We start from the raw sequence: 21439 nt of genomic DNA, 5'->3' as shown, positions 1-21439 counted from the left end.
AATTGCTTTACCTTTAAAAATATCTTACATTGTCTTTAAGTAAAGGAGTATGTCATGCAAGCAGATGCGATTGTTTCAAGCAAGGGGCAAGTCACGCTCCCGGCCGCCATGCGGGCCAGGCTGGGAATTCAACCCGGATCACGCATCGTTTTTGAGGTGCGTGGAAAAGAACTGGTGATCAAGCCCGAGGTGCCCACGAGCGCGTACCGTGGGATTCTCAAAGGCTACGACCTGGGCGATATTGAACCCCCCAAAGAAAAAGACAGGGATTTCGAATGAATGTCGTCGATTCTTCGGGCTGGATCGAATACTTTCAAGACACGCCGCGTGCGGATTTGTTTGCGGCAGCCATCGAAGACCGCGACCGTCTGCTGGTGCCGACCATTTCACTGTTCGAGGTCCATCGCGTCTTGAGCCGCGCGCTGCCTGCCGAACTCGTCGAAACCTGCCTGGATGTGATGCGCCGGGGCCGTGTTCTGGACCTGACCGACCGCCGCGCCATCGCCGCCTCCGAGGCCGCAACCCGGCATGGCCTGGCCCTGGCCGATGCCGCCATTTACAGCATGGCGCTGGAGCATGGCGCCACGCTGTGGACGCAGGATGTGGATTACCAGGGATTACCGGGCGTCAGTTATAGCGCGAAGCCTTGAACTGGCTTAATTTGTGGATTGATGACGAAAAGTTCCACTAGCGTACGCTACATAAGCGCAAACAGCTACCAATTCAATAGCAACCATCACCGCATGAACCCCATCCCCCGCCCTTCCCGCACCTCGGGCTTGATGCGGTGCTCGGCCTCCAGCTGCGCCAGGAATTCTTCCGCCGACAGCTCCGCATCCAGAATCACCGCCTGCCGCTTGACCGCCGCAAAATCGCCGGGACACAGCTGCGTGAGTTGCGCCAGCCGCTGCTGCAACTCCCCGTTCAGCAAAGCAGCATCCCCCGCCAGCGCTTCGGTGACAAACATGGCTTCGCGCTGCCCGGCGGTCAGCGGCATGAATTTGATCTTGAAGGTGAAGCGCCGCAGCGCGGCCTGGTCCAGGCTCTCTAACAGGTTCGTGGTGCAGATGAAAATGCCCGCGTAGCGCTCCATGCCCTGCAGCATTTCATTGACTTCGGTGACCTCGTAGGTGCGCTGGGCGCCGCGCCGGTCCTGCAAAAAGCTGTCGGCCTCGTCGAGCAGCAGCACCGCCTTTTCAGCCTCGGCCTCACGGAACATGGCGGCCATCTGCTGCTCGGTTTCGCCGACGTATTTGCTCATCAGGTCGCTGGCCTGCTTGATCAGCAGCGGCTGCTCCAGCGCCTGGGCGATGTGCTCGGCCAGCGCGGTTTTGCCGGTGCCGGGCGGGCCGTAAAAACACAAGCTGCCATGACCACGGCTTTTGAGCGCCTCCACGATGCGCGGAATTTCAAAGCGCGACTCCACATTGAGCATCGCCAAGTCATACGTCGTGACGTTGCGGCGCCCCGAGGCTTCGGCCTTGTTGCCCAGCGCCACGTCGGCATTCCTGAGCTGGCGCTCGATCAGCGACTCCATCAGCGACGGCCGCCCGCCCGCCAGAATCGCCTGCATCCCGGCGCCATCGACCTGCGCATCCATCGCTTTCGCGGGCGCGCTGGCCAGGCGGGCAAAGCGCACCGCCGTGCGGATCTGCGCCGGCGTCAGGCCTTTGCGGGCGGTCAGCTTGGCGACAAACGCATCGCTGACCTGCACGCCTTCAAGCGTCTTGCGCACAATGCCTTCGCGCGCGCCGGGCGGCGGCGAGCGCAGTTCCAGATGGTAGGCAAAGCGGCGCCGAAAGGCCGGGTCGATCTGCTCGATGCGGTTGGTCACCCAGAGTGTGGGCACCGGGTTGGATTCGAGAATCTGGTTGACCCAGGCCTTGCCGCTGACCGAATGGCTGTTCGGGGCGGTCAGCTGTTCGGAGCGCGCCATCAGCTGCGCGGCCTCGCTGGAAATCGGCGGAAACACGTCTTCCACCTCGTCGAACAGCAGCGCCGAATGCATGCTGCCCTTGAGGAACACCTGGGCGATCTGCAGCGAGCGGTAGCGGTCGCGCCCGCTCAATGAATTGCCGTCGCGGTCGGCGTATTCGACCTCGAACAGGTCCAGCCCGGCGGCCTGCGCGACCACCTTGGCCAGTTCGGTCTTGCCGGTGCCGGGCGGGCCGTAGAGCAGCACATTGACGCCCGCCTCCTTGCCGGCCACCGCATGGCGCAGCAGCGACACCAGCACCTGCACGTCGTCCTGCACGAAGGCGAAATCGGCCAGCCCGAGGCGGCTGCGCGTCGCCGGCCGGGTGAATACGGCCATCAGCTCGCTGTGGTCGCGGTATTTGCGCATCAAAACCGGCGGCAGCTTTTCGCTGACCTTCATCAGGTCGGCCAGGTCGGTGATGTTGTGCTCGGAAATCAGGTTCTCGACCATGCCGATGCGCTCCAGCCGCGAGCCGGGCCGCAGCGCTTCGGCAACCTCGGGCGCCTTGACGCCGGCCACGTCGGCAATCGCGGCATAGGCTTCGGGCGCGTTGTTGACCTTGAATTCGACCAGCAGCGAGCGCAGGTCGCGCTGGTAGCGGGCCAGCGTGCCGTAGAGCAGCAGCGCCCGCTCGGCCCGGTTGAGCTGCAGCAGGCTGGCCAGGGATTCGATATTCTTCTCGACCAGCGTGGACTGTTTCTTGAGCGCCAGCGTCAGCCAGTCGCCGGTGGCGCTAAGGACCGAGAGCAAATCCTTGGGCTGGTCCTTGGCATGTTCGTCGAGGTAGAAAAACAGCGTGCCTTCCTCGTACGGGCCGCGCCAGACGCCGTGGCGCGCCATGAACTCGGCATCGCTCAGGGTTTCGTGGTCCTGCCAGAATTCATTGCCCTTGCAGCGGCGACTCAAAAATTCGCGCAGGCGCTGCAGCGCGGGCAGCGGCCACACCAGATGCCGGCCCGACAGCGACAGCAGGCTGTTCAGGTCACGCCGCACATTGAACTTGGCACCCTGCCGGGCGGCCAGGGTCAGGACGAAATGCGAGCACATCAAATCCAGCACCGGCGCCTCTTTCAGGCCGGGAGAAAGCAGCCACTGCTGCGGATGCTCGACAAGGGAACGCTTGTTCATGGACAAACTCCAGTTTGCAACGACACCGCCAATGCCTCCACCCTGATTTTTTTTATTGATTCACCGAAGCCTGCACCATAACGCAAGCTAAAGCCGCATGGAAGGCACTACTTGAATAATGCCGTGAGGCATATGCCACAAGCAGGCTCTCCAAAGGCGCGGAAAATGGCCTGCTACCGCTCAACGGTGCCCAAAAAGGAAATCATGCTCAGCCTGACCGATATTGAACAAGCCGCCCAGCGCCTGCACGGACATTTGCTGGACACGCCCTGCGTGGAATCGCTCACGCTGTCGCAGTTGACCGGGGCGCAAATTTACCTGAAGTTCGAAAACCTGCAGTACACCGCGTCCTTCAAGGAGCGCGGCGCCTGCAACAAGCTGGCGCAACTCACCGAGTCCGAACGCCAGCGCGGCGTGATTGCCATGAGCGCGGGCAACCATGCGCAGGGCGTGGCCTACCACGCGCAGCGCCTGGGCATTCGCGCCGTCATCGTGATGCCGCGCTTCACGCCGGGCGTGAAGATCGAGCGCACCCGGGGCTTTGGCGCCGAGGTCGTGCTGCACGGCGACACGCTCGACGAGTCGCGCGCCCATGCCCTGCTGCTGGCCGAACGCGAAAAGCTGGTGTTTGTGCATCCCTACGACGATGAAGCCATCGTCGCCGGCCAGGGCACCGTGGGGCTGGAAATGCTGCGTGCCGTGCCCGAACTGGAAGTGCTGGTTATTGCCGTGGGCGGCGGCGGGCTGATTGCCGGCGTGGCAACGGCGGCCAAGGCGCTCAAGCCCGGCATTGAAATCATCGGCGTGCAGACCTCGCGCTTTCCCGCCATGGTCAACGCCATCAAGGGCACGCACCACCCGCAGGGCACCAGCACGATTGCCGACGGCATTGCCGTGGGCACGCCCGGCGTGATCCCGCAGGCCATCATTGCCCGGCGCGTCGATGACCTGCTGCTGGTGGATGAAGGCGACATCGAGCAGGCCATGGTGATGCTGCTGGAGATTGAAAAAACCCTGGTCGAGGGCGCTGGCGCGGCCGGGCTGGCGGCGCTGCTCAAATATCCGGCGCGCTTTGCCGGCCTGAAAGTCGGGCTGGTGCTGTGCGGCGGCAACATCGACCCGCTGCTGCTGGCAGCGATCATCGAGCGCGGCATGGTGCGCGCCGGGCGGCTGGCGCGCATCCGGGTCAGCGCGCGCGACATTCCCGGCTCGCTGGCCAAAATCACCGCCACGGTCGCCGACGCGGGCGCCAACATCGAGGAAGTGCATCACCAGCGCGCCTTCACCATGCTGGCGGCCCAGAACGTGGAGATTGAACTGGTGCTGCAGACGCGCGGACGCCCGCATATCGCGCAGGTGCTGCAGGCCTTGCGGGCGGCGGGTTTCGAGGCTGAAGAGCAGCACTGAGCCTGCCCCGGGAGCGCGGACGCCCACGTCCGCCTTCCTTTTTCGCACGATGCTCCAAAGAAGAGGCGGACGTGGGCGTCCGCGCTCCCGGGTGGCGGGCCTGCTCTAGAGCGGCTTCACCCTGACCCACAATAGCCACAGTGGCGAACGTAGCGCTCGCACTCAGCGCTGTCAAAGCGGTCCAGCAATTCGCCAATGACGCTCCAAAGAGCGTCCACCGTTCGAGCCTGGGTTTTTCGCAGCATCGCCTTGAGCTTGGCAAACACCTGCTCGATGGGGTTGTAGTCCGGGCTGTAGGGCGGCAGGTACTTCACCGTCGCCCCGGCTTGCTCGATGGCCGCCTGGATGCCGGCGACTTTATGGGCGCTCAGGTTGTCCATCACCACGATATCGCTGGGCCGCAGTTCGGGCACGAGAAACTGCTCGACCCAGGCGCGAAAGGCAGGCCCGTTGAGGGGGCCGTCGAGCACCAAGGGCGCGCGCAACCCCCGGGTGCTCAACGCGCAGACAAACGTGGTGGTGCGCCAGTGGCCAGCGGGCGCAAAGCCCCGGCAGCGCTGGCCCTTGGGCGAGCGGCCCCGCGTCGGGGTCATGCTCGTGGTTGCCCAGGTCTCGTCAAGGAAGATCAGCTGAGCGGCAGGCAGGTCTGGTTGTTTGGCGCTCCAGTCCTGGCGGGCCTGGGCGACGTCGGGCCGCGTTTGCTCGGCGGCGTGCAGGGTGATTTTTTTTTAGCGTCAGCCCGAACCGGCCCAGGGTCTTGAACATCGTTGTCGTTCCCACCTCGATGCCGTGCGCGTCCCGCACCCACTGGCACAACTCGCGCAGCGTCTGCGCCGGCGCTGCAGCCACCTGCTCGCGCAGCGCGGGCTCCAGCGCGGCCAGGCGCAGTGGCCTGTGGTTGCATTGCGCGCCCGGGCTGGTCTGGCCGAGCTTTTCGCGGCGTGCCCGCGCCCGGCACACATAGGCTTGGCTCACGCCAAAGCGCTCGGCCACCTCGCGAAGCACCCCTGGCGTGGCCAGCACCCGGTCGCGCAAATCCTGTGCATAGGCTTGTCCATTTCGCCAAGACATGATGGATGACCTCCAAAGCAGCCTTGGATCGACCTGGCCATTCTCAGTTCCTTTGCTGGTTAAAACGAAACCGCTCTAGCGCAGATGCTTGCGCATCTTGGCGGCGAACAGCGCAGGAATGCCGACGCCGCGCCGCCCGGGAATCACGTCAAACGACTCCCCGGCGCACAGCGTTCCCGGCGTTTGCACCGCCAGGTAAAAGCCGCAAAAGCCGGTTTGCGCCATCAGTTTGGAAGCGCGGCCAAAACCCATGGCGGCGTTGAATTTGTAGCAAGGCTCGCGCGGCAGCGTCACGCGCAATTCGCAGTCGGGAAACCTCAACACATCGCCGGCCCAGACCCCGGTTTCCAGCAGGCCCTGCAGCGTCAGGTTTTCGCCCAGGCTGCCGCCCGGCAGGCTGGCGTCGATCTCGCCCAGGCCGGCTTCGCGCCGGGCGGCCTGCCAGTACGCGTAATGCTCTGAAGGATAGGCATAAACGGCTTTTGCCAGCCCGCCGTGAACCGACAGGTCAGCCTGCTCGTCGCCCAGCAAGCCCAGCGGCAGCACCGGAACGGCTTGCGCCACCGGCTGCTTGCCGTAGGCCGTCAGAATGCTACGCTCGCCGATGTTTGTCCGGCGGGCAAGGCCGACCTGAACGGAAAGAAGTTGCGGCATGGCGTGTCAGTTCCAGCCGATGACTTCAAAGCCCTTTTCGCTCAGGCAGCGCTGAACGAAGTTGCGATAAACGCCGTTGGGCTTGTCATTGTGAAAGGCGCCCGAGACCGCACCGGCCGACCCGCCGACGGCAGCGCCCGCCGCGCCGGCACGCAGCATGCCCTCGCCGCCCCGGCCGGTGATCAGCGCGCCGACCGCCGAAGCCACGCCGGCGATGGCCGCGCCTTCGCCTGCACGGCGGCCGACTTCATTGGTGGTTTGCATCGGACTCAAACCCGAGGCCTGCGCCCGGGACATGCAGGCGTTCGCTTCCATGCGGCCCTGCGCGTCGCCGACGCGGTTGAGCGTCGCATTTGGGTACAGCACCGGCCTGGCCAAGGCGCTGCCGGCGCCGCTGTTCGCGCAGCCGGCCAGCACGAGAACCAGCGCCGGGGCAGCGCACAGCGAGAAAACGCGGGTTGAAGACTTCATGGTTTGCATCCAGAAACAAACATGGCCAAAGGGTAGCGCAAAAGGCCAATGCGCTCAGGGGCCGCCGCCGGGCGCCTCAAAAAGGTAAACTCAGGCCAAGTTTTTCCAAGCATTTCAGGAGCTTCCCATGAACCCTTCAGCCCAACACACGACCAACGCAGCCCACAGCAGCCCGACGCCGGCCGAAGAGCAGGATGCGGTTGACGCCATCGTCCCGATGATTCCAATCGTGCTGCCTCTGGTGGGCGGCGTGCTGATGTTTTTGCTGGCCTTCATCGCCATCTACATGGCCTGAAGCCGCTCTGCAGCCGCTTCGCCTGGCAGCCCAAAAAGTCCGCAGCGTGCGGACTTTTTTGTTGGCAAAACAAAACACCAACGCTTGACGCACCGAGGCTCACAGCATGCATCCAGAACCAGAAACGCCCATTTTGATGGCCGAAGGGCTTTCCTTCAGCCATCCCCAGCAGAGTGCGCCGCCGCTGTTTGACAAGCTGTCCGTGGTGTTGCGGCCCGGCGTGACCTGGCTGGGCGGCGATGAAAGCAGCGGCAAAACCACCTTGCTCCAGTTGCTGGCCGGCGCCCTGCCTCCGAACGACATGCGCGGACAACTGCGGATCAAGGGCATCAGCCTGGCGGAAAACCGGCCGGCCTACCTGCGGCAGGTCGCCTGGCTGGACCCGCGCGATGCCGCGCTCGACGCGCAGACCGCCCGGCAGATCTTTGCCGCGCTGCCGCAAGCGCATCCCGGCTGCGACCTGGACGCGCTGCAGGCGCACATTGCCGGCCTGAGCTTGGCGCCGCATCTGGACAAGGCGCTTTACATGCTGTCCACCGGAACCCGGCGCAAGGTCTTGCTGGCCGCAGTCCTGGCCGCTCGCGCCACGGTGACGCTGCTCGACCAGCCCTTCAAGGCGCTGGATCGACCGTCCATCGGCTACCTCCTGGAGATGCTGGCCGAGGCCGCCCGGCACCCCGGCCGGGCCTGGGTCGTGGCCGATTACGAAGCGCCGCCGGGCGTGGCGCTGGCAGCGGTGATTGAACTGCGGGCTTGACGCGGTAATTTCGCGTCAAATCGGCCTTTTGCGCATGTCCAGCGGGCATTAGCAGCTATCAAAACAATATCAAATTAGCCACCGGTATCATGCCCGGCTGGATTCGCCGGGATGATTTTCCGGCACGCTGTCATGGATGCGTAAGCCTTTGGAAAAACATGCATAACCACATGCATGTTTTGCATAACTTTTACCAGTAACAGCTTGGTAACTGATTCCGAAGTTCCTAAAATGGCTTTTCTGGCCGACCCGTGGCGAAAAAGCTGAACCGCTGCTGCTTCAGTTGTGGCTCTGCAGCCTTTCGCACCCGGGAGCGCCGCCCAATGTGCAGAAGCTGCATGTCCCTTTCAGGGGAATGACAGCACCGGATTGAAGCGGCGCAAAGTCTTATTTCGAAAAACGTCCCGGCCTTGACGCGTGTCAATCACGGTCAGTGACCGACATTTATCGAAATCACGCTTTTTACTTTGGAGTTTTCACGATGAACCAACCTGCCATGCAAGGGCTTACGCTCAATACGCCCGCTTACGTCAAGAACGCAAAACTGATTGCCTGGGTCGCCGACATGGCGCTCCTGTGCAAGCCCGACGCCGTGTACTGGTGCGACGGCAGCGACGCCGAATACCAGCGCCTGTGCCAGCAACTGGTCGATGCCGGCACCTTCAAGAAGCTGAGCGAAGCCAAGCGCCCGAACAGCTTTCTGGCCTGCTCCGACCCGAGCGACGTGGCCCGCGTGGAAGACCGCACCTACATCTGCTCGGCCCAAAAGGAAAACGCCGGCCCGACCAACAACTGGATGGAACCCAGCGAGATGCGCGCGACGCTGCAGCCGCTGTTTGACGGCTGCATGCGCGGCCGCACCATGTATGTGGTGCCGTTCAGCATGGGTCCGCTGGGCTCGCCGATTGCGCATATCGGCATCGAACTGTCCGACAGCCCTTACGTCGCCGTCAACATGAAGATCATGACGCGCATGGGCAAGGCCGTGTTCGAGGTGCTGGGCACTGAAGGCGACTTCGTGCCTTGCGTGCACACCGTGGGCGCGCCGCTGGCCGAAGGCGAGCAGGATGTGGCGTGGCCTTGCAACAAGACCAAGTACATCGTGCATTACCCCGAAACGCGCGAAATCTGGTCCTACGGTTCGGGCTACGGCGGCAATGCGCTGCTGGGCAAGAAATGCTTTGCGCTGCGCATTGCGTCCAACATGGGCCGCGACGAAGGCTGGCTGGCCGAGCACATGCTGATTCTGGGCGTGACCAATCCCGAAGGCAAGAAATACCATGTGGCGGCGGCTTTCCCGTCGGCCTGCGGCAAGACCAACTTCTCGATGCTGGTGCCGCCCGCCGGCTTTGACGGCTGGAGCGTGACCACCATTGGCGACGACATCGCCTGGATCAAGCCGGCCGCCGACGGCAAGCTCTACGCCATCAACCCCGAGGCCGGCTACTTTGGCGTGGCCCCCGGCACCAACATGCTGACCAACCCGAACTGCATGCTCAGCGTTCGCGGCAACACGATTTTCACCAACGTCGCGCTGACCGACGACGGCGATGTCTGGTGGGAAGGCATGGAGCAGGACGCGCCCGGCAAGGCACTGCCAGACCACCTGATCGACTGGCAAGGCAAGGACTGGACGCCGCAAATCGCGAAAGAAACCGGCGCCAAGGCCGCGCACCCCAATTCACGCTTCACCGTCGCCGCCACCAACAACCCGGCGCTCGACAGCGCCTGGGACGACCCGAAAGGCGTGGCGATTGATGCCTTCATCTTCGGCGGCCGCCGCTCGACCACCGTGCCGCTGGTGACCGAGGCGCGCAGCTGGGTCGAAGGCGTGTACATGGCCGCGACCATGGGCAGCGAAACCACCGCCGCCGCAACCGGCCAGGCCGGCGTGGTGCGCCGCGACCCGTTTGCGATGCTGCCGTTCATGGGCTACAACATGAGCGACTATTTCCAGCACTGGCTGGACCTGGGCAAAAAGCTCGCGGCTTCCGGCGCCACGCTGCCGAAGATCTACACCACCAACTGGTTCCGCAAGGGCGCCGACGGCAAGTTTGTCTGGCCCGGATATGGCGAAAACATGCGCGTGCTGGCCTGGATGATCGACCGCATCGAAGGCAAGGGCCAGGGCGAAGACCATGTGACTGGCATCAGCCCGAGCTACGAAGACCTGAACTGGACCGGCCTGGACTTCAGCGCCGATCAGTTCAACACCGTCACCAGCATCGACAAGGCCGCCTGGCTGAAAGAGCTGGAACTGCATGCCGAGCTGTTCAAGCAGCTTGAGCACCACCTGCCGAAGGAACTGGGCGAGACCAAAGCGGAAATCGAACGCCGCCTGGCGGCCTGAACCGGCCAGTTGCCAGCGGCATGAGCGCTGCCTGCGCTCATGCCTGAAACCCATCCGGGTTCCGGGCAAAGCGCCCGGACACAAAAAAGCCACCTGACAGGTGGCTTTTTTCATGACGCTCCGCCTGGCTGGCGGGGCTTCCTGGGAACGGGCGTTTTACAGGTAATGGCGCTCATAGGCGCGCAGTATCGAGTAGCTGCGTGACTTCAGCGCACGCTCGGCCCTTGCGGTTGCAGCCGGGACGGCATTCGCTTCGGCCTGGACTTCGCTGCGCGTGATGGCCATCTGCAGATCGGCCATGACGCGAGAGTCGGCTTTGGCCATGGCCCACAGGCGCTGGTCGGCGCGTGCTTCAGCGATGCTGCGCGACCAGTCATCCAGGCTGCTCTTGAAGCGCATGCCCGTGGTGCGGAGCGCGCCGGCGAAGAAAGCAAGCAGCGCGAACAGCGCCAGCCACAAACCCACCCAGATCATCAGCAAATGGCTTTCATCCGCGCTGTCCATGACTTCATAAGCCACGGCCATGACGGCGGCCGCCATGGCGGAACCCAGCAGCAGCGCGACGCCGCGTTTGCCGGCAATGCCTTCGGGCAGGTGTTGGGCGGCATCCATCACGGCTTCGACACGGTCGGCGCCGTGGTGATGGTCAGAGTAGGGGTTATTGATAAAGTGGGTCATGATGGATTCCTTGAACTGTGTTGCTACGGTTTATGGACAGCAGATGGATGGATATTAGGGTTTTTACCAATACCATTCAACTTTATATCTGTGATGTTATTCATTCATACTAGTGATATACAACCCAGACTGCCGACAGGAAGACTTGTGACCCCTCCCAATTTCCGCACCCTGGACCTCAACCTGCTGCGTGTTTTTGACGAGGTCATGGCCGAGCGCAGCCTCACGCGGGCGGCGCGCAACCTGTCGCTGACGCAGCCCGCCGTCAGCAATGCTTTGCGCCGGCTGCGCGAGACGCTGGGCGACGAGCTGGTGCAGCGCAGCGGCCAGGGCATGGCGCCCACGCCGCGCGCGGTGGTGATCTGGCCGGCCGTGCGCGAGGCCCTGCGGCAGCTGCAGGCGTCGCTGATTCCCAACGAGTTCGTTGCCGCCGAGGCGACGACCGCCTTTGTGCTGGCCATGGCCGACGCGACGGCGGCCGAACTGATCCCGGGCCTGACCGAAATCCTGGAGCGCGAAGCCCGGGGCGTGAGCATCCGGGTGGTGCCGCTGACCACGCGCGACCCCAGGCGGATGCTCGACGAGCAAGCCTGCGATCTGGCGGTCGGCTATTTCCCGTCGGTGGTGCCCGACCTGACGGCCAAGGCGCAGAACGGCGAGGCGATGCCGTTTTTCTTCCAGCGGCTGTACGACGGCGAATATGTCTGCGTGATGCGCAAGGACCATCCGCTGGCCGGCGGCGTGCTGAGCCTGGACGACTTTTGCAACGCCCGCCACATGCTGGTGAGTTTTTCCGGCCGGCCTTACGGGTTCATCGACGAGTCGCTGGCCGCGCTGGGCCGCGAGCGGCGCGTGGTACTGACGGTGAACCAGTTCTTTACCGCCGGCCGGGTGGTGGCCCACTCCAACCTGCTGACCGTGCTGCCACGGCATTTTGTGCGGGTGACCGGCATTGCCGAACAACTGGCGCTGCAGACCCTGCCGTTTGCCGTGTCGCCGGTGCATGTCGATTCGCTATGGCACCGCCGCTCCGAGCAGCGCAGCGCGCATGTCTGGCTGCGCCAGGCGGTCCTGCGGGCGGCTGAAAAGGCCTTTTCGATCTGAAGAAAGCGGCCGGCGCCGTTCAGCCTCGGCCCAAAACTCAGCGAACGACGCTGAGGAAGGCGCGGGCGGCGCGGCGCAATTCCTGCGCCTGGCGGGGATCACGTCCTGCACCGGCGTCGGCGCGCTCCATCAATTGGTGGGCAACGTCGCCGGCGGGTGCCAGGCTTTTGTTGAAAGAGATCAGACCGGCGATTTTGGAAAGAATGCGGAACATAGGAAAAACTGCTTGGGCAGTGTTAAAAATTGCGATACCTACAGAGTAAGGGTTTTCCCTAGGTTTACAAGCCCAGGCAAGGCGCAAAGCCATGCCGATCCTGCATGGCGGCATTCATGCCGCAAGCCGGGCCACCGGCAAAAGCCCGGAGCGGGACGACTGGCCGGCCTTCCCGCACAATCGACCGTGTGAACATCCAGCTGCTTTCCGACCTGCACCTTGAATCGAATCCGCACTTCAAGGCCACGCCCCTGCCCGGCGCCGACCTGCTGGTGCTGGCGGGCGATATCGGCTCTTACCAGGGCGGCTCCCTGCTGGGCAGCCTGGGCATCGAGGACTTTGGCCTGGCGCGGTTTTCGCCCCTGCCGGTGGCGCAGGGCGGCGCGGGCTGGCCGACGCCGGTCCTGTTCGTGCCCGGCAACCATGAGTACGATGGCCTGGATTTCGAGCAAGCCGATGCCCGGCTGCGTGCCACCTGCCGGCGCCTGGGCTTGACCTGGCTGGAACGCGAGTCCGTGGTGCTGCAGGGCGTGCGTTTTGTCGGCTGCACCTTGTGGACCGATTTTGATGCGCTGACGGCCCGCCAGGCTGCGGCCAGCCCGGCACAGGCGGACGGCATCACGCTGGCCGAACAGCTCAAGGCACGCGAAAAAGCCTTTCGCGCCGCCAACTTTTACCTGAAGAAGAACCACGCCCTGCGCCAGGGCCAGCCGATGCTGGCCGAAGCCATGCGCGAGGAAAGCCTGAAAAGCCAGGCCTGGCTGCGCCGGGCGCTTGAGCAGCCTTTTGACGGCCCCACGGTGGCGGTGACGCACTTTGCGCCCAGCCTGCTGAGCGCCGACCCGCGCTATGGCATCACGCCGGGAACGGCCGGATTCTGCAATTCGCTGGACGAGCTGCTGCCGCTGGCCAGGCTGTGGCTGCATGGCCACCTGCACTGCCCGAATGACTACGTCAAACACGGCTGCCGCGTGGTCGCCAATCCGCTGGGCTATGCGCGCAAGGGTGAGCAGGAGGCGTTCCGGCCATCGCTGTGCATTGCGCTCAAGCCATAGCCCGTCTTTCGGTGGTGGAATTACAGGCTGCAGGCCTGCCCGTGGCTAAACTTAAGCTTTTGAACAAACAAGGAGCACTCCATGAAGATTCTTCTGGCCGTTGACGGCAGCAGCTACACCAAAAAAATGCTGGCCTACCTGGTCACGCATGACGCGCTGTTTGATGCCAAGAATGAGTACGCCGTTCTCACGGTGCAGCCCGCCTTGCCTCCACACGCGCGCGCGGCCGTGGGCAAGGAAATCGTGGACGGCTATTACGCAGAGGAAACCGGCAAGGTCATGGCGCCGGTGGCCGAATTCCTCAAGCACCACGGCATCATTGCCAAAAGCGACTGGAAGGTAGGTCCGGCCGGCGAAACCATTGCCAAATTTGCCGACGAGGGCAAGTTCGATCTGCTGATCATGGGCTCGCACGGACATGGCGCGCTCGGCAACCTGGTCATGGGCTCGGTGACCACCCAGGTTCTGGCGCACAGCAAGGTGCCGGTGCTGCTGGTGCGCTAGGGTGGCGGCCTGCGCGGGTTCTTGACTTACTATCAAAATAGTAGCTGCTCAAGCATACACATCCTGCGCAAACGGCCTGAATGACCTGAAAATCTCCTTGGGCCGGCGCCTCAGGCCGCCGCCGCGCCCAGCGTGAAGTAAAACGTGGCGCCCTCGCCTTGCACCGACTCCGCCCAGACCCTGCCGCCGTGGCGCGCAATGATGCGCTGCACGGTGGCCAGCCCAATGCCGGTTCCGGCAAATTCAGCCTCGGTATGCAGGCGCTGGAAGGCGCCAAACAGCTTGCCGACATACGCCATGTCAAAGCCGGCGCCGTTGTCGCGCACAAAGTAGGCCTTTTCACCTTCGCCGCTGGCCATCTGGCCCACCGTGATGCAGGTTTCGGCCTTGCCGGAGGTGAACTTCCAGGCATTGCCCAGCAGGTTGTCGAGCACCTGCCTGAGCAGGCGCGGGTCGCCCTGCACCCTCATGCCGGGCTCGACCTGCAGCCGGGCGATCCGGCCCGGTTCACGCTCGTGCAGCCCGGACAGCAGCGCCTCGGCACTGGTGCTGAGGTCAACCGCCTCCCAGGCCAGGCTGGACCGTGACACCTGCGCCAGCGCCAGCATGGCGTCGATCAGGTCGCCCATTTGCCGCGCGCCTGAACGGATGCGCGCCAGGCAATGCCGGCTGCGCTCGGTCAGTGGCGCGCTGTCCGGGCGGGTCAGCGACTTTTCAAGCAAGGTGCTGAAGCCGTCGATGCTGCTGAGCGGAGTGCGCAAGTCATGCGAGACCGAATAGGAAAACGCCTCCAGTTGCTGGTTGGCAAACCTCAGTTGCGCGGTGCGCTGCTCGACCCGCTCTTCAAGACTGGCGTTGAGCTGCAGGACTTCCTCGCGCGCCTGACTGCGCTCCAGCCGGGTGCGCAGGCTGACAATGCCGAACGCCAGGTTGTCGGCCAGCTCCTGCAGAAGATTGACCTCTTCGGGGGCAAACTCCTGAACCTGTCCGGCATACAGGCACAGCACCCCAAAACTGCGCTTTTCGCTGCATAAAGGCAGCATGAGGACGCTGTGATAACCGCGCTGCACCGCAGCATCGGTCCAGTGGAACTGGCTGCCCGGCTTGCTGATGTCACTGACTTGCTGCGGTCGTCCCGTGCGGATGGCCCGGCCAGCAGGCCCCTGCCCCCCGGGCAGGTCATCGCGCCAGTAAAGCGTGATGACGTCGAGGTAACCCAATTCGCTGCCCGCATGGGCCACCGGCCGGATCTTTTTGTCCTCGTCATCGTTGGCATAGCCCACCCAGGCCATGCGGTAGCCGCCCACCTCCACCGCCACGCGGCACACCTCGGCCAGCAAGCCGGCCTCGTCATGGATGCGGTTGATGGCAATGCTGGAGCGGCTCAGCATCTGCAGCGCCCGGTGGGTGCTGACCAATGCGATTTCGGCGAGTTTGCTTTCGGTGATGTCGCGCGCCGTCCCCACCACGCGGACCACCTCGCCGGTGGCATTGAACATGGGATAAGAGCGGTCGCGTATCCAGCGGGTCCGGCCATCGGTTGAAAGAATGCGGTACTCCACACTGGCGTTCTGCCCCGCCGCATTGCGCGCATCGGCGCGCACCATGACGTGCCGGTCTTCGGGCAGCACGGCATCGGCACGGGAGACGGGCGCGGCGTACAGGCTTTCGCAGCTGCGGCCCCAGACCTTCTCGTAGCGTGGACTGACATAGCGCAGGCGCGGGCTGCCGTGGTGAACATCCACGTTGTAAAAAACGTCTTCGATGTTTTCCGCGAGTTCCCGAAAGTTCTCTTCACTGCCGATGAGTTCTGCCTTGACCCGGGCGCGCTCCAGCGCCAGCCGTGCCAGCCGGGTGGCCGTGGCGATCAAGGCCAGGTCGGCGGGAAGCGGCCCGCCGGGCGCGCGGCGATAAATGGCGAAGGTCGCCAGCACCTTGCCATCGCCGGCCACCACCGGCGTACTCCAGCAGGCGCGCAAGCCGTGGGCGGCCAGCAGTTCCTGGTAGTCGTGCATGCGCGCGTCCTGCGTAACGTCTTCAATGATCACGCTTTCCTTGCGAAACGCCGCCGTCCCGCAGGCCCCAACCCCTTCGGCAATCGGCAAGCCATCAATCGCCCGGACAAAGTCTGGCGGCAAGCTGGGCGCAATGCCGTGGCGCAGCTGTCCGCCTTCGGCCATCAGAATGGAGCACAGGCTTTGCGGCGCGCTCTTTTCGATCAGCCGCACAATCGCTTCAAGCGATTCGCCCAGCGCTGCGCCGCCCGCGATGAGTATCAATACATTCTCCTGCGCCAGGGCAAAATGTTCTGCCGCCTTGGTTTGGGTGACATCAATGAACACCGCCAGGGCGCCGATCTGCTGGCCTTGCGGGCCAAGCAAGGGCCGGGTGCTCATTCTCAAAATGCGGTCCTGGCTGTCAGGGCTGGAAAACACCAGGTCCAGCTTGTCGATGCTGACGCCGCGCAGGGTCTGCCTCAGCGGCCCGTCAGACGCCATGATTTGTCCATCAAGCATCCTCAGCGGGTTGATTTTGCGCCATTCATCAAACAGCATGTCGGCCGCTGGCACGCAAAATATCTTGCGCGCAGCGGCATTGAACAGCATGAACCGGCCGCCGGCATCGACGGCAATCACGCCTTCGCTCATGCTGTTGAGGATCAGGTCACGCATGGCGCGCTCTGTGTCGGCCTGGCGCAGGGCCGCGTCCCGCTCACTGCATTGCGCTTGCAGGGATTGCGCCATGCGGTTGAAAGCCAGTCCCAGGCGGCCAATCTCATCCTGGCTCCAGCGGCCGAGCGTGACGCGCGCATGAAGATTGCCGCGCGCGATTTCGTTGGCTTCTGCCAGGATGGCATTGGCCGGATTGACCACCAGGCGCTTGCCCATGGCCCACGCGCAGGCCATGCCAAAAGCCGTCACGCCCAGCAGCGCGGCAAGATCGGCCAGCAGCAAGGCGCGCGGCGCGGCTGTAAGGACATCGCGCGGCACGCTGATGGCCACGAAGAGTCCGCCTTGCGAGCCACTGACCGGGGCAAAGGCATACACCTGCTCAATGCCGCCGGCATCCGCCGCCTCGCGCACCTCCGGCTGCAACGACCGCAGGGCGCCCAGCACCACGGCGTCCGGCTCCCTGCTGCCAGCCAGGCCGGCAGCGGGCGGATGCGCCGCCAGGACGATGCCGTTGCGGTCGAGCACCCGCAACCGCGCCCCTTCGACGACCGGCTCGGCGGCCAGGACACCGGCAAACTCCTGAATGGCAATGCCGGCAAACGCAACGCCGTTGAGGACACCTTCACCGCTGTACACCGGCACGCCGAAAGCCATGCCGGGCCTGCCGCTTGAGCGCGACACCACATAGTCGCCGACCGAAAACGCCTGCCCGCCAAGTACCTGCCTGAAGAAGCTTCGGTCGGCCAGATTGACCGGGGCGCCGGAGTTAACCGCGTCACAGGAAAGCTGGCCGTCCAGATCAGCGACGCCCAGATTGGAATAGCCAGGGTCCTGAGCCTGCAGATTCTTGAGGAACTGCACGCACAGGCGATTTCGCGGGTCCTTGATGGAGGGGCCGCTGGCGATGTCGCCAAGCAGCTGGGCCACCCGCTCGACCAGGCGCTGCTGGTGCGCGGCCGCGAGCAAGGCCTGGGACTGCAGGCTGGCCCGGGCCAGCGCCAGCACGGCTTGCTGGTTTTTTGCAGCCGAGCAGGTGAACAGGCTGAATACCGGAACCAGGGCCGCCAGCACCAGCAGCATCAGGCGGGAACGAAGGCCCAGCCGGCTCAGCATTCCGGTTTCCCTGTCGTTCTCACCGGGAACCCTGCCAGACGGGGCGCCGGCATGACCAGGCATGGGCGCACGTACAGACTTTCAGGCCGGCATGGATGACTGGCATGCTTGCTGCACGGGTGTATTTACTGCTTGCGCTGGACAAACAGGTTGCGCTTGGCGTCCTCGGGGTAGGCAAAGGTCACCGCGCCATCTTTCACCATGCCCATGACCAGCATGTTTTGCGTGGTGGCCTCCTTGTCCTGCTTGCTGAAGGGCTGCTCGTAGGTGGCGATGACGCCGTAGTAAGGGCGGTTTTTGCCTTCGAGCGCCGCCTTGATGGCCGGGCCGGTGAGTTTGCCGTCGCGTATGCCGAACAGCGAATGCACCAGAACATAGACCGCGTCATAGCCCTGCGCGGCGGCCATCGGGACCGGGATTTTCCTGACCTTGTACTTGCGCGCATAGCTGGTCAGAAAAGACGCCCGGCGCTCGTTGCTGGGCTCGGCAATGAAGCTCTGCGCCATCAGCGCGCCTTCGGTGGCTTCCTTGCCGCCTTCAATGAAAAAAGGAAAGGACAGCGTCCAGGCGCCGACCTGCGGCACCTTCCAGCCCAGCGCCTGGCGCCCGCGCGCGATCACGGCGTTTTCAGGCCCGACCGTGTAGCTGAACACCACGTTGGCGCCGGCTGCCCTGGCCGCCTTCAGTTGCTCGCCCAGGTCTTTCACGCCCAGCTCAAACCGGGCCACATGCACCGGCTTGAGTTGCCTGGCGGCCAGTGCGGCTTCAACGTCCTTCAGGCCCGCCTCGCCATAGCCGGTGGTGTCGGCAAATATGGCGACCTTGTCCCAGCCGCGCTTGAGAATATCTTCGACCACGAACGGCGCCTGGATGCCGTCGCTGGGCGAGGTGCGAAAGATGTAGCTTGCCGGACCCGGGTATTTGGCCGTGAGCGGCGTTCCGGTGGCGCACGGAATGATCAGCGGCAACTGGTGGGTCTGGTACACCTCCAGCGATTTGGCGGCGACGCCGGTGTTGCAAAAACCGATGGTGGCGACAACCTTTTCGGCCACCAGTTCCTGCGACAGCTTCAGGCCGACATCGGGATTGGCCTGGTCGTCCTTGCGCACGATTTCTATCTTGCGGCCCAGGTAGCCGCCGCCGGCGTTGATTTCGTCCACGGCCTGCTGGATGCCGTTGAGCATGGGGATGCCAAAGTCTGCCGACGCCCCCGTGAAAGGACCGATGACGCCGATTTTCAGGGTATTGGCCGGTGCGCTTTGTGCCGCCGGCGGGTTCTCCTGCGCGCTGGCTGGCAGCGAAAAAGCAAGCGCGGCGGCCATGGCGGCGGCAATGCCGGTTGCGGCGCGCAGGCCGGTGAAGCTCAAAAAGGCCATCGTTTTTCTCCTGGGGGTAGCCAAGTATATGAAACAGTTTGTAGCTCCGGAGGAGCAGGCTTTCCCTATCCGTGAAACACGGCTGCCTGCAGGAAAGGGACTTCAGGCGCCTGCGGTCCCCTTGGCTGAGCGCAGGCGCTTCAGGCCACCAGCGCCAGCCCTGCCGACTCGGTCAGGGCGGCCGTCAGGGCATCGAGCACTTCGGACTCCAGGTTCCAGCAGTGCCAGTAGAGCTGGATCGGCAGGATGCAGGCGGGTGCCAGGTTGACGAGCAGCCCCTGGTCGATCAGCTCCTGCGCCAGCAGGCGCGGCAGCACGCTGGCGCCCCAGCCCGCCAGCACGGCGCGCACCTGGCCCTCGGACGAGGGCACGAACAGCTGGTTCAGCATGACGCGCTTCAGGCCAAAGGCCTTGCCGACAAATTCGCTCTGCATGTCGTCCTTGCGGTTGAAGGCGACGAACGGAATCTCGCGAAAGTTGTGCGCCGTCAGCGCATCAAAGCCCAACCGCTCCCGCGCCAGCGCGGCGGTGGCGACGGCCACGTATTCCATCGCGCCCAGCGACACCACCTTGCAGCCGCGCAAAGCCTGCTTGAGCGTGGTGACGCAGCCCAGCACCTGGCCCTGGCGCAGCCATTCGTGGGTGAAGTCCTGGTCGTCGGTGATGATTTCCATCGGCAGGCCCTGCTGTGCCAGCCCGGTCAGGGCGGGCAGCGCCCAGGTGGCAATGCTGTCGGCGTTGATGGCAATCGAGATGCGTTCGTCTTCGCGCGCGCCGCGCAATGAACTGGGCGCCAGCTCCTTCAGGTCGCGCTCCAGGTCGGCGCGCAGCAGGCGCAGCATCTTGGTGTGCTTGAGCAGCAGCTGGCCGGCCGATGTGGCCTTCAGCGGACGGCTGCGCACGATCAGCACGGTGCCGACCTGCGCCTCCAGCGCGCGCAGCCGCTGCGACACCGCCGACTGGGTGATCGACAAGCGCCGCGCCGCGCGTTCAAAACCGCCCTCTTCCACAATGGCCGCCAGGCATTCCAGCGCATCCGGGTCAAAAGTGCTCATTACATCGGCTTTCAGTATTAGTGGCTCTGATGATTTTGCTGACAGTTTAATTTGACTGTTATCTGGCGGCAAGCTCCTGCACACTTGGCAACTTCAGAAAAGGGGATTGTCATGAAAGTCGTGGTCTTGGGCGCGGGCATTATCGGTGTCAGCACCGCCTGGCATTTGCTGGAGCGCGGGCATGAAGTCACGGTGGTGGACCGGCAGCTAGACGCCGCGCTGGAGACCAGCTTTGCCAATGCCGCGCAAATCTCCGTCAGCTACTGCGAGCCCTGGGCCAACCGCGACGCGCCGCTGAAGGCGCTGAAATGGATGTTCCGCGACGATGCGCCGCTGCTGTTCAGGCCGCAGCTGCCGTTTGGCGAAGGCTGGCAGCAATGGCGCTGGGGCCTGCAGTTTTTGGCGCAGTGCAACGACGCCGCCTTCGAGCGCAACGTGCAGCAGCTCGTCGCCCTGGGCGCCTATAGCCACGCCGCGCTCAAGGACGTGGTGCGCGCCACCGGCATCGAGTACAACCGGCTGGAGCGCGGCATCGCCCACTACTACACCGAGCAGAAATCGTTCGACACCGCCGGCGACGCGGCGGCCCTGATGCGCAAATACGGCGTGGCGCGCCGCGTGGTTTCCACCGCCGAGCTGCTGAAGATCGAGCCGGCCTTCAGCGCCTTTGCCGACCGCATCGTCGGCGGCACCTACACCGCCAGCGACGAAAGCGGCGATGCCCGGGTCTTCACCCAGGCGCTGGCGCAGCGCTGCGCCGCACGCGGCGTGCAGTTTTTGTACAGCCATGACGTGGTGCGGCTTGAAAAAACCGGCAATGCTATTAATTCAGTAGCTATACGCGCCCGTGGGACCAGCGCAAAAGGCCAAAATGATGCCAAAGTCACGCAATTGACGCATCTGAAGGCTGATGCGGTGGTGGTGGCCTGCGGCTCGTACACCGCGCCGCTGCTGCGCACCGTCGGCGTGGATCTGCCGATTTACCCCGGCAAGGGTTACAGCGCCACCTTCAAGCTGCTCAAGCCCGAACTGGCGCCCTTTGTCAGCACGATTGACGATGAAGTCAAGTGCGCCATCAGCCGCCTGGGCAACGAGCTGCGCGTGGCCGGAACGATTGAAATCGGCGGCTACGATTTGTCGCTCGACACGCCGGTGGCCAAGGCCAGGTGCCACATGCTGGCCAGGCGCATCGAGGAAGTGCTGCCCGGCGTGTGCGACACGCGGCTGGAAGAAGAAGGCGGCCAGCCGCAGTTCTGGACCGGCCTGCGCCCGGCCACGCCGACCAACATCCCCTACATCGGCAAGACCAAGGTGGACCGGCTGTGGGTCAACGCCGGCCACGGCACGCTGGGCTGGACGCACGGCGCGGGTTCGGGCAAGGCCATGGCCGAACTCCTCAGCGGCGAAGTGCCGGCCATGGCTTTCGGCTTTTACGGATTCGACCGCGCCCGCCGCCAGCCGGGACTGTCGGTCGCCTGAGCCGGGGAGCGCTCGCTTCCCTTGCTGCCATGGCCGCCTTGTCGCGCTGGTTGCGCTGGTTGCGTTCTCCTACAGAGA

20 protein-coding genes are annotated in these 21439 nt (G+C 64.2%); 10 read left to right on the top strand and 10 right to left on the bottom strand.

What is annotated here, in order from left to right; translation table 11 throughout:
- Nucleotides 1-54: 54 nt before the first annotated feature.
- Both ABLV49_RS00570 and ABLV49_RS00565 read left to right on the top strand, forming a co-directional pair.
- Complete coding sequence (locus ABLV49_RS00570) at nt 55-279, top strand: AbrB/MazE/SpoVT family DNA-binding domain-containing protein (RefSeq protein ID WP_349279679.1); 225 nt, start codon at nt 55-57, stop codon at nt 277-279.
- A complete protein-coding gene (locus ABLV49_RS00565; RefSeq protein WP_349279677.1) occupies nt 276-650 on the top strand; it encodes a type II toxin-antitoxin system VapC family toxin in 375 nt (124 codons plus the stop codon). Before ABLV49_RS00570 ends, ABLV49_RS00565 begins: the two co-directional genes overlap by 4 nt.
- Before the next feature lie 86 nt (nt 651-736).
- Here the strand turns inward: ABLV49_RS00565 and ABLV49_RS00560 are convergent, their stop codons facing one another.
- The gene (locus ABLV49_RS00560; protein ID WP_349279676.1) at nt 737-3106 is read right to left on the bottom strand and encodes an ATP-binding protein; all 2370 of its coding nucleotides are present in this window, start codon (nt 3104-3106) and stop codon (nt 737-739) included.
- Between the two features lie 204 nt (nt 3107-3310).
- On the opposite strand from ABLV49_RS00560, the gene ABLV49_RS00555 reads away from it, so the two are divergent.
- Nucleotides 3311-4513 (top strand): threonine ammonia-lyase, encoded by a 1203-nt coding sequence (locus tag ABLV49_RS00555; RefSeq protein ID WP_349281549.1) that lies wholly within the window; start codon nt 3311-3313, stop codon nt 4511-4513.
- 116 nt (nt 4514-4629) lie between these two features.
- On the opposite strand, the gene ABLV49_RS00550 is transcribed toward ABLV49_RS00555, so the two are convergent.
- The 4 genes from ABLV49_RS00550 to ABLV49_RS00535 form a co-directional block, all read right to left on the bottom strand.
- Nucleotides 4630-5229: an IS630 family transposase gene (locus tag ABLV49_RS00550; RefSeq protein WP_349281548.1), complete on the bottom strand. Its 600-nt coding sequence runs from the start codon at nt 5227-5229 to the stop codon at nt 4630-4632.
- Nucleotides 5129-5584, bottom strand: a complete 456-nt coding sequence (locus ABLV49_RS00545) for a hypothetical protein (RefSeq protein ID WP_349279674.1) — start codon at nt 5582-5584, stop codon at nt 5129-5131. Before ABLV49_RS00545 ends, ABLV49_RS00550 begins: the two co-directional genes overlap by 101 nt.
- Nucleotides 5585-5659: 75 nt before the next feature.
- On the bottom strand, nt 5660-6238 hold the full coding sequence (locus ABLV49_RS00540) for an MOSC domain-containing protein (protein ID WP_349279672.1): 579 nt from the start codon (nt 6236-6238) through the stop codon (nt 5660-5662).
- 6 nt (nt 6239-6244) lie between these two features.
- A complete protein-coding gene (locus ABLV49_RS00535) occupies nt 6245-6709 on the bottom strand; it encodes a glycine zipper family protein (RefSeq protein WP_349279670.1) in 465 nt (154 codons plus the stop codon).
- 127 nt (nt 6710-6836) lie between these two features.
- Here ABLV49_RS00535 and ABLV49_RS00530 point away from each other — a divergent pair, with 127 nt between their 5' ends.
- From ABLV49_RS00530 to ABLV49_RS00520, 3 genes are all read left to right on the top strand, one after another.
- Nucleotides 6837-7004, top strand: a complete 168-nt coding sequence (locus ABLV49_RS00530; RefSeq protein ID WP_349279668.1) for a hypothetical protein — start codon at nt 6837-6839, stop codon at nt 7002-7004.
- A gap of 106 nt (nt 7005-7110) precedes the next feature.
- A complete protein-coding gene (locus ABLV49_RS00525; protein ID WP_349279666.1) occupies nt 7111-7761 on the top strand; it encodes an ABC transporter ATP-binding protein in 651 nt (216 codons plus the stop codon).
- 481 nt (nt 7762-8242) lie between these two features.
- Nucleotides 8243-10111, top strand: a complete 1869-nt coding sequence (locus ABLV49_RS00520; RefSeq protein WP_349279664.1) for a phosphoenolpyruvate carboxykinase (GTP) — start codon at nt 8243-8245, stop codon at nt 10109-10111.
- 156 nt (nt 10112-10267) lie between these two features.
- Here ABLV49_RS00520 and ABLV49_RS00515 read toward each other — a convergent pair whose 3' ends face one another.
- Nucleotides 10268-10789, bottom strand: coding sequence for a hypothetical protein (locus ABLV49_RS00515; protein WP_349279662.1), 522 nt, complete (start codon nt 10787-10789; stop codon nt 10268-10270).
- 207 nt (nt 10790-10996) lie between these two features.
- Between ABLV49_RS00515 and ABLV49_RS00510 the strand changes: the two genes are divergently transcribed.
- Nucleotides 10997-11893, top strand: coding sequence for a LysR family transcriptional regulator (locus ABLV49_RS00510; protein WP_349281546.1), 897 nt, complete (start codon nt 10997-10999; stop codon nt 11891-11893).
- A gap of 37 nt (nt 11894-11930) precedes the next feature.
- On the opposite strand, the gene ABLV49_RS00505 is transcribed toward ABLV49_RS00510, so the two are convergent.
- A complete protein-coding gene (locus ABLV49_RS00505; protein WP_349279660.1) occupies nt 11931-12107 on the bottom strand; it encodes a hypothetical protein in 177 nt (58 codons plus the stop codon).
- 188 nt (nt 12108-12295) lie between these two features.
- On the opposite strand from ABLV49_RS00505, the gene ABLV49_RS00500 reads away from it, so the two are divergent.
- Nucleotides 12296-13162, top strand: coding sequence for a metallophosphoesterase (locus tag ABLV49_RS00500; RefSeq protein WP_349279658.1), 867 nt, complete (start codon nt 12296-12298; stop codon nt 13160-13162).
- Nucleotides 13163-13243: 81 nt separating this feature from the next.
- On the top strand, nt 13244-13666 hold the full coding sequence (locus ABLV49_RS00495) for a universal stress protein (RefSeq protein ID WP_349279656.1): 423 nt from the start codon (nt 13244-13246) through the stop codon (nt 13664-13666).
- Between the two features lie 110 nt (nt 13667-13776).
- Here ABLV49_RS00495 and ABLV49_RS00490 read toward each other — a convergent pair whose 3' ends face one another.
- The 3 genes from ABLV49_RS00490 to ABLV49_RS00480 form a co-directional block, all read right to left on the bottom strand.
- Complete coding sequence (locus tag ABLV49_RS00490) at nt 13777-17451, bottom strand: GAF domain-containing protein (protein WP_349279654.1); 3675 nt, start codon at nt 17449-17451, stop codon at nt 13777-13779.
- Nucleotides 17452-17576: 125 nt separating this feature from the next.
- The gene (locus ABLV49_RS00485) at nt 17577-18827 is read right to left on the bottom strand and encodes an ABC transporter substrate-binding protein (protein WP_349279652.1); all 1251 of its coding nucleotides are present in this window, start codon (nt 18825-18827) and stop codon (nt 17577-17579) included.
- 140 nt (nt 18828-18967) lie between these two features.
- On the bottom strand, nt 18968-19882 hold the full coding sequence (locus ABLV49_RS00480; RefSeq protein WP_349279650.1) for a LysR family transcriptional regulator ArgP: 915 nt from the start codon (nt 19880-19882) through the stop codon (nt 18968-18970).
- Nucleotides 19883-19993: 111 nt separating this feature from the next.
- Between ABLV49_RS00480 and ABLV49_RS00475 the strand changes: the two genes are divergently transcribed.
- Nucleotides 19994-21361, top strand: coding sequence for a D-amino acid dehydrogenase (locus tag ABLV49_RS00475; RefSeq protein ID WP_349279649.1), 1368 nt, complete (start codon nt 19994-19996; stop codon nt 21359-21361).
- The last annotated feature ends 78 nt before the right edge of the window (nt 21362-21439 follow it).

Origin of the sequence: Polaromonas hydrogenivorans (assembly GCF_040105105.1) — a bacterium.
Classification (GTDB): domain Bacteria; phylum Pseudomonadota; class Gammaproteobacteria; order Burkholderiales; family Burkholderiaceae_C; genus Polaromonas; species Polaromonas hydrogenivorans.
The sequence above is the reverse complement of the archived record's forward strand: the minus strand, read 5'-3'. Positions and strand labels throughout refer to the sequence as shown.

Coding starts and splice junctions, on each gene's coding strand:
- ABLV49_RS00570 (WP_349279679.1), top strand. CDS start 55: ATGCAAGCAGATGCGATTGTTTCAAGCAAGGGGCAAGTCACGCTCCCG.
- ABLV49_RS00565 (WP_349279677.1), top strand. CDS start 276: ATGAATGTCGTCGATTCTTCGGGCTGGATCGAATACTTTCAAGACACG.
- ABLV49_RS00560 (WP_349279676.1), bottom strand. CDS start 3,106: ATGAACAAGCGTTCCCTTGTCGAGCATCCGCAGCAGTGGCTGCTTTCT.
- ABLV49_RS00555 (WP_349281549.1), top strand. CDS start 3,311: ATGCTCAGCCTGACCGATATTGAACAAGCCGCCCAGCGCCTGCACGGA.
- ABLV49_RS00545 (WP_349279674.1), bottom strand. CDS start 5,584: ATGTCTTGGCGAAATGGACAAGCCTATGCACAGGATTTGCGCGACCGG.
- ABLV49_RS00540 (WP_349279672.1), bottom strand. CDS start 6,238: ATGCCGCAACTTCTTTCCGTTCAGGTCGGCCTTGCCCGCCGGACAAAC.
- ABLV49_RS00535 (WP_349279670.1), bottom strand. CDS start 6,709: ATGAAGTCTTCAACCCGCGTTTTCTCGCTGTGCGCTGCCCCGGCGCTG.
- ABLV49_RS00530 (WP_349279668.1), top strand. CDS start 6,837: ATGAACCCTTCAGCCCAACACACGACCAACGCAGCCCACAGCAGCCCG.
- ABLV49_RS00525 (WP_349279666.1), top strand. CDS start 7,111: ATGCATCCAGAACCAGAAACGCCCATTTTGATGGCCGAAGGGCTTTCC.
- ABLV49_RS00520 (WP_349279664.1), top strand. CDS start 8,243: ATGAACCAACCTGCCATGCAAGGGCTTACGCTCAATACGCCCGCTTAC.
- ABLV49_RS00515 (WP_349279662.1), bottom strand. CDS start 10,789: ATGACCCACTTTATCAATAACCCCTACTCTGACCATCACCACGGCGCC.
- ABLV49_RS00510 (WP_349281546.1), top strand. CDS start 10,997: ATGGCCGAGCGCAGCCTCACGCGGGCGGCGCGCAACCTGTCGCTGACG.
- ABLV49_RS00505 (WP_349279660.1), bottom strand. CDS start 12,107: ATGTTCCGCATTCTTTCCAAAATCGCCGGTCTGATCTCTTTCAACAAA.
- ABLV49_RS00495 (WP_349279656.1), top strand. CDS start 13,244: ATGAAGATTCTTCTGGCCGTTGACGGCAGCAGCTACACCAAAAAAATG.
- ABLV49_RS00490 (WP_349279654.1), bottom strand. CDS start 17,451: ATGCTGAGCCGGCTGGGCCTTCGTTCCCGCCTGATGCTGCTGGTGCTG.
- ABLV49_RS00485 (WP_349279652.1), bottom strand. CDS start 18,827: ATGGCCTTTTTGAGCTTCACCGGCCTGCGCGCCGCAACCGGCATTGCC.
- ABLV49_RS00480 (WP_349279650.1), bottom strand. CDS start 19,882: ATGAGCACTTTTGACCCGGATGCGCTGGAATGCCTGGCGGCCATTGTG.
- ABLV49_RS00475 (WP_349279649.1), top strand. CDS start 19,994: ATGAAAGTCGTGGTCTTGGGCGCGGGCATTATCGGTGTCAGCACCGCC.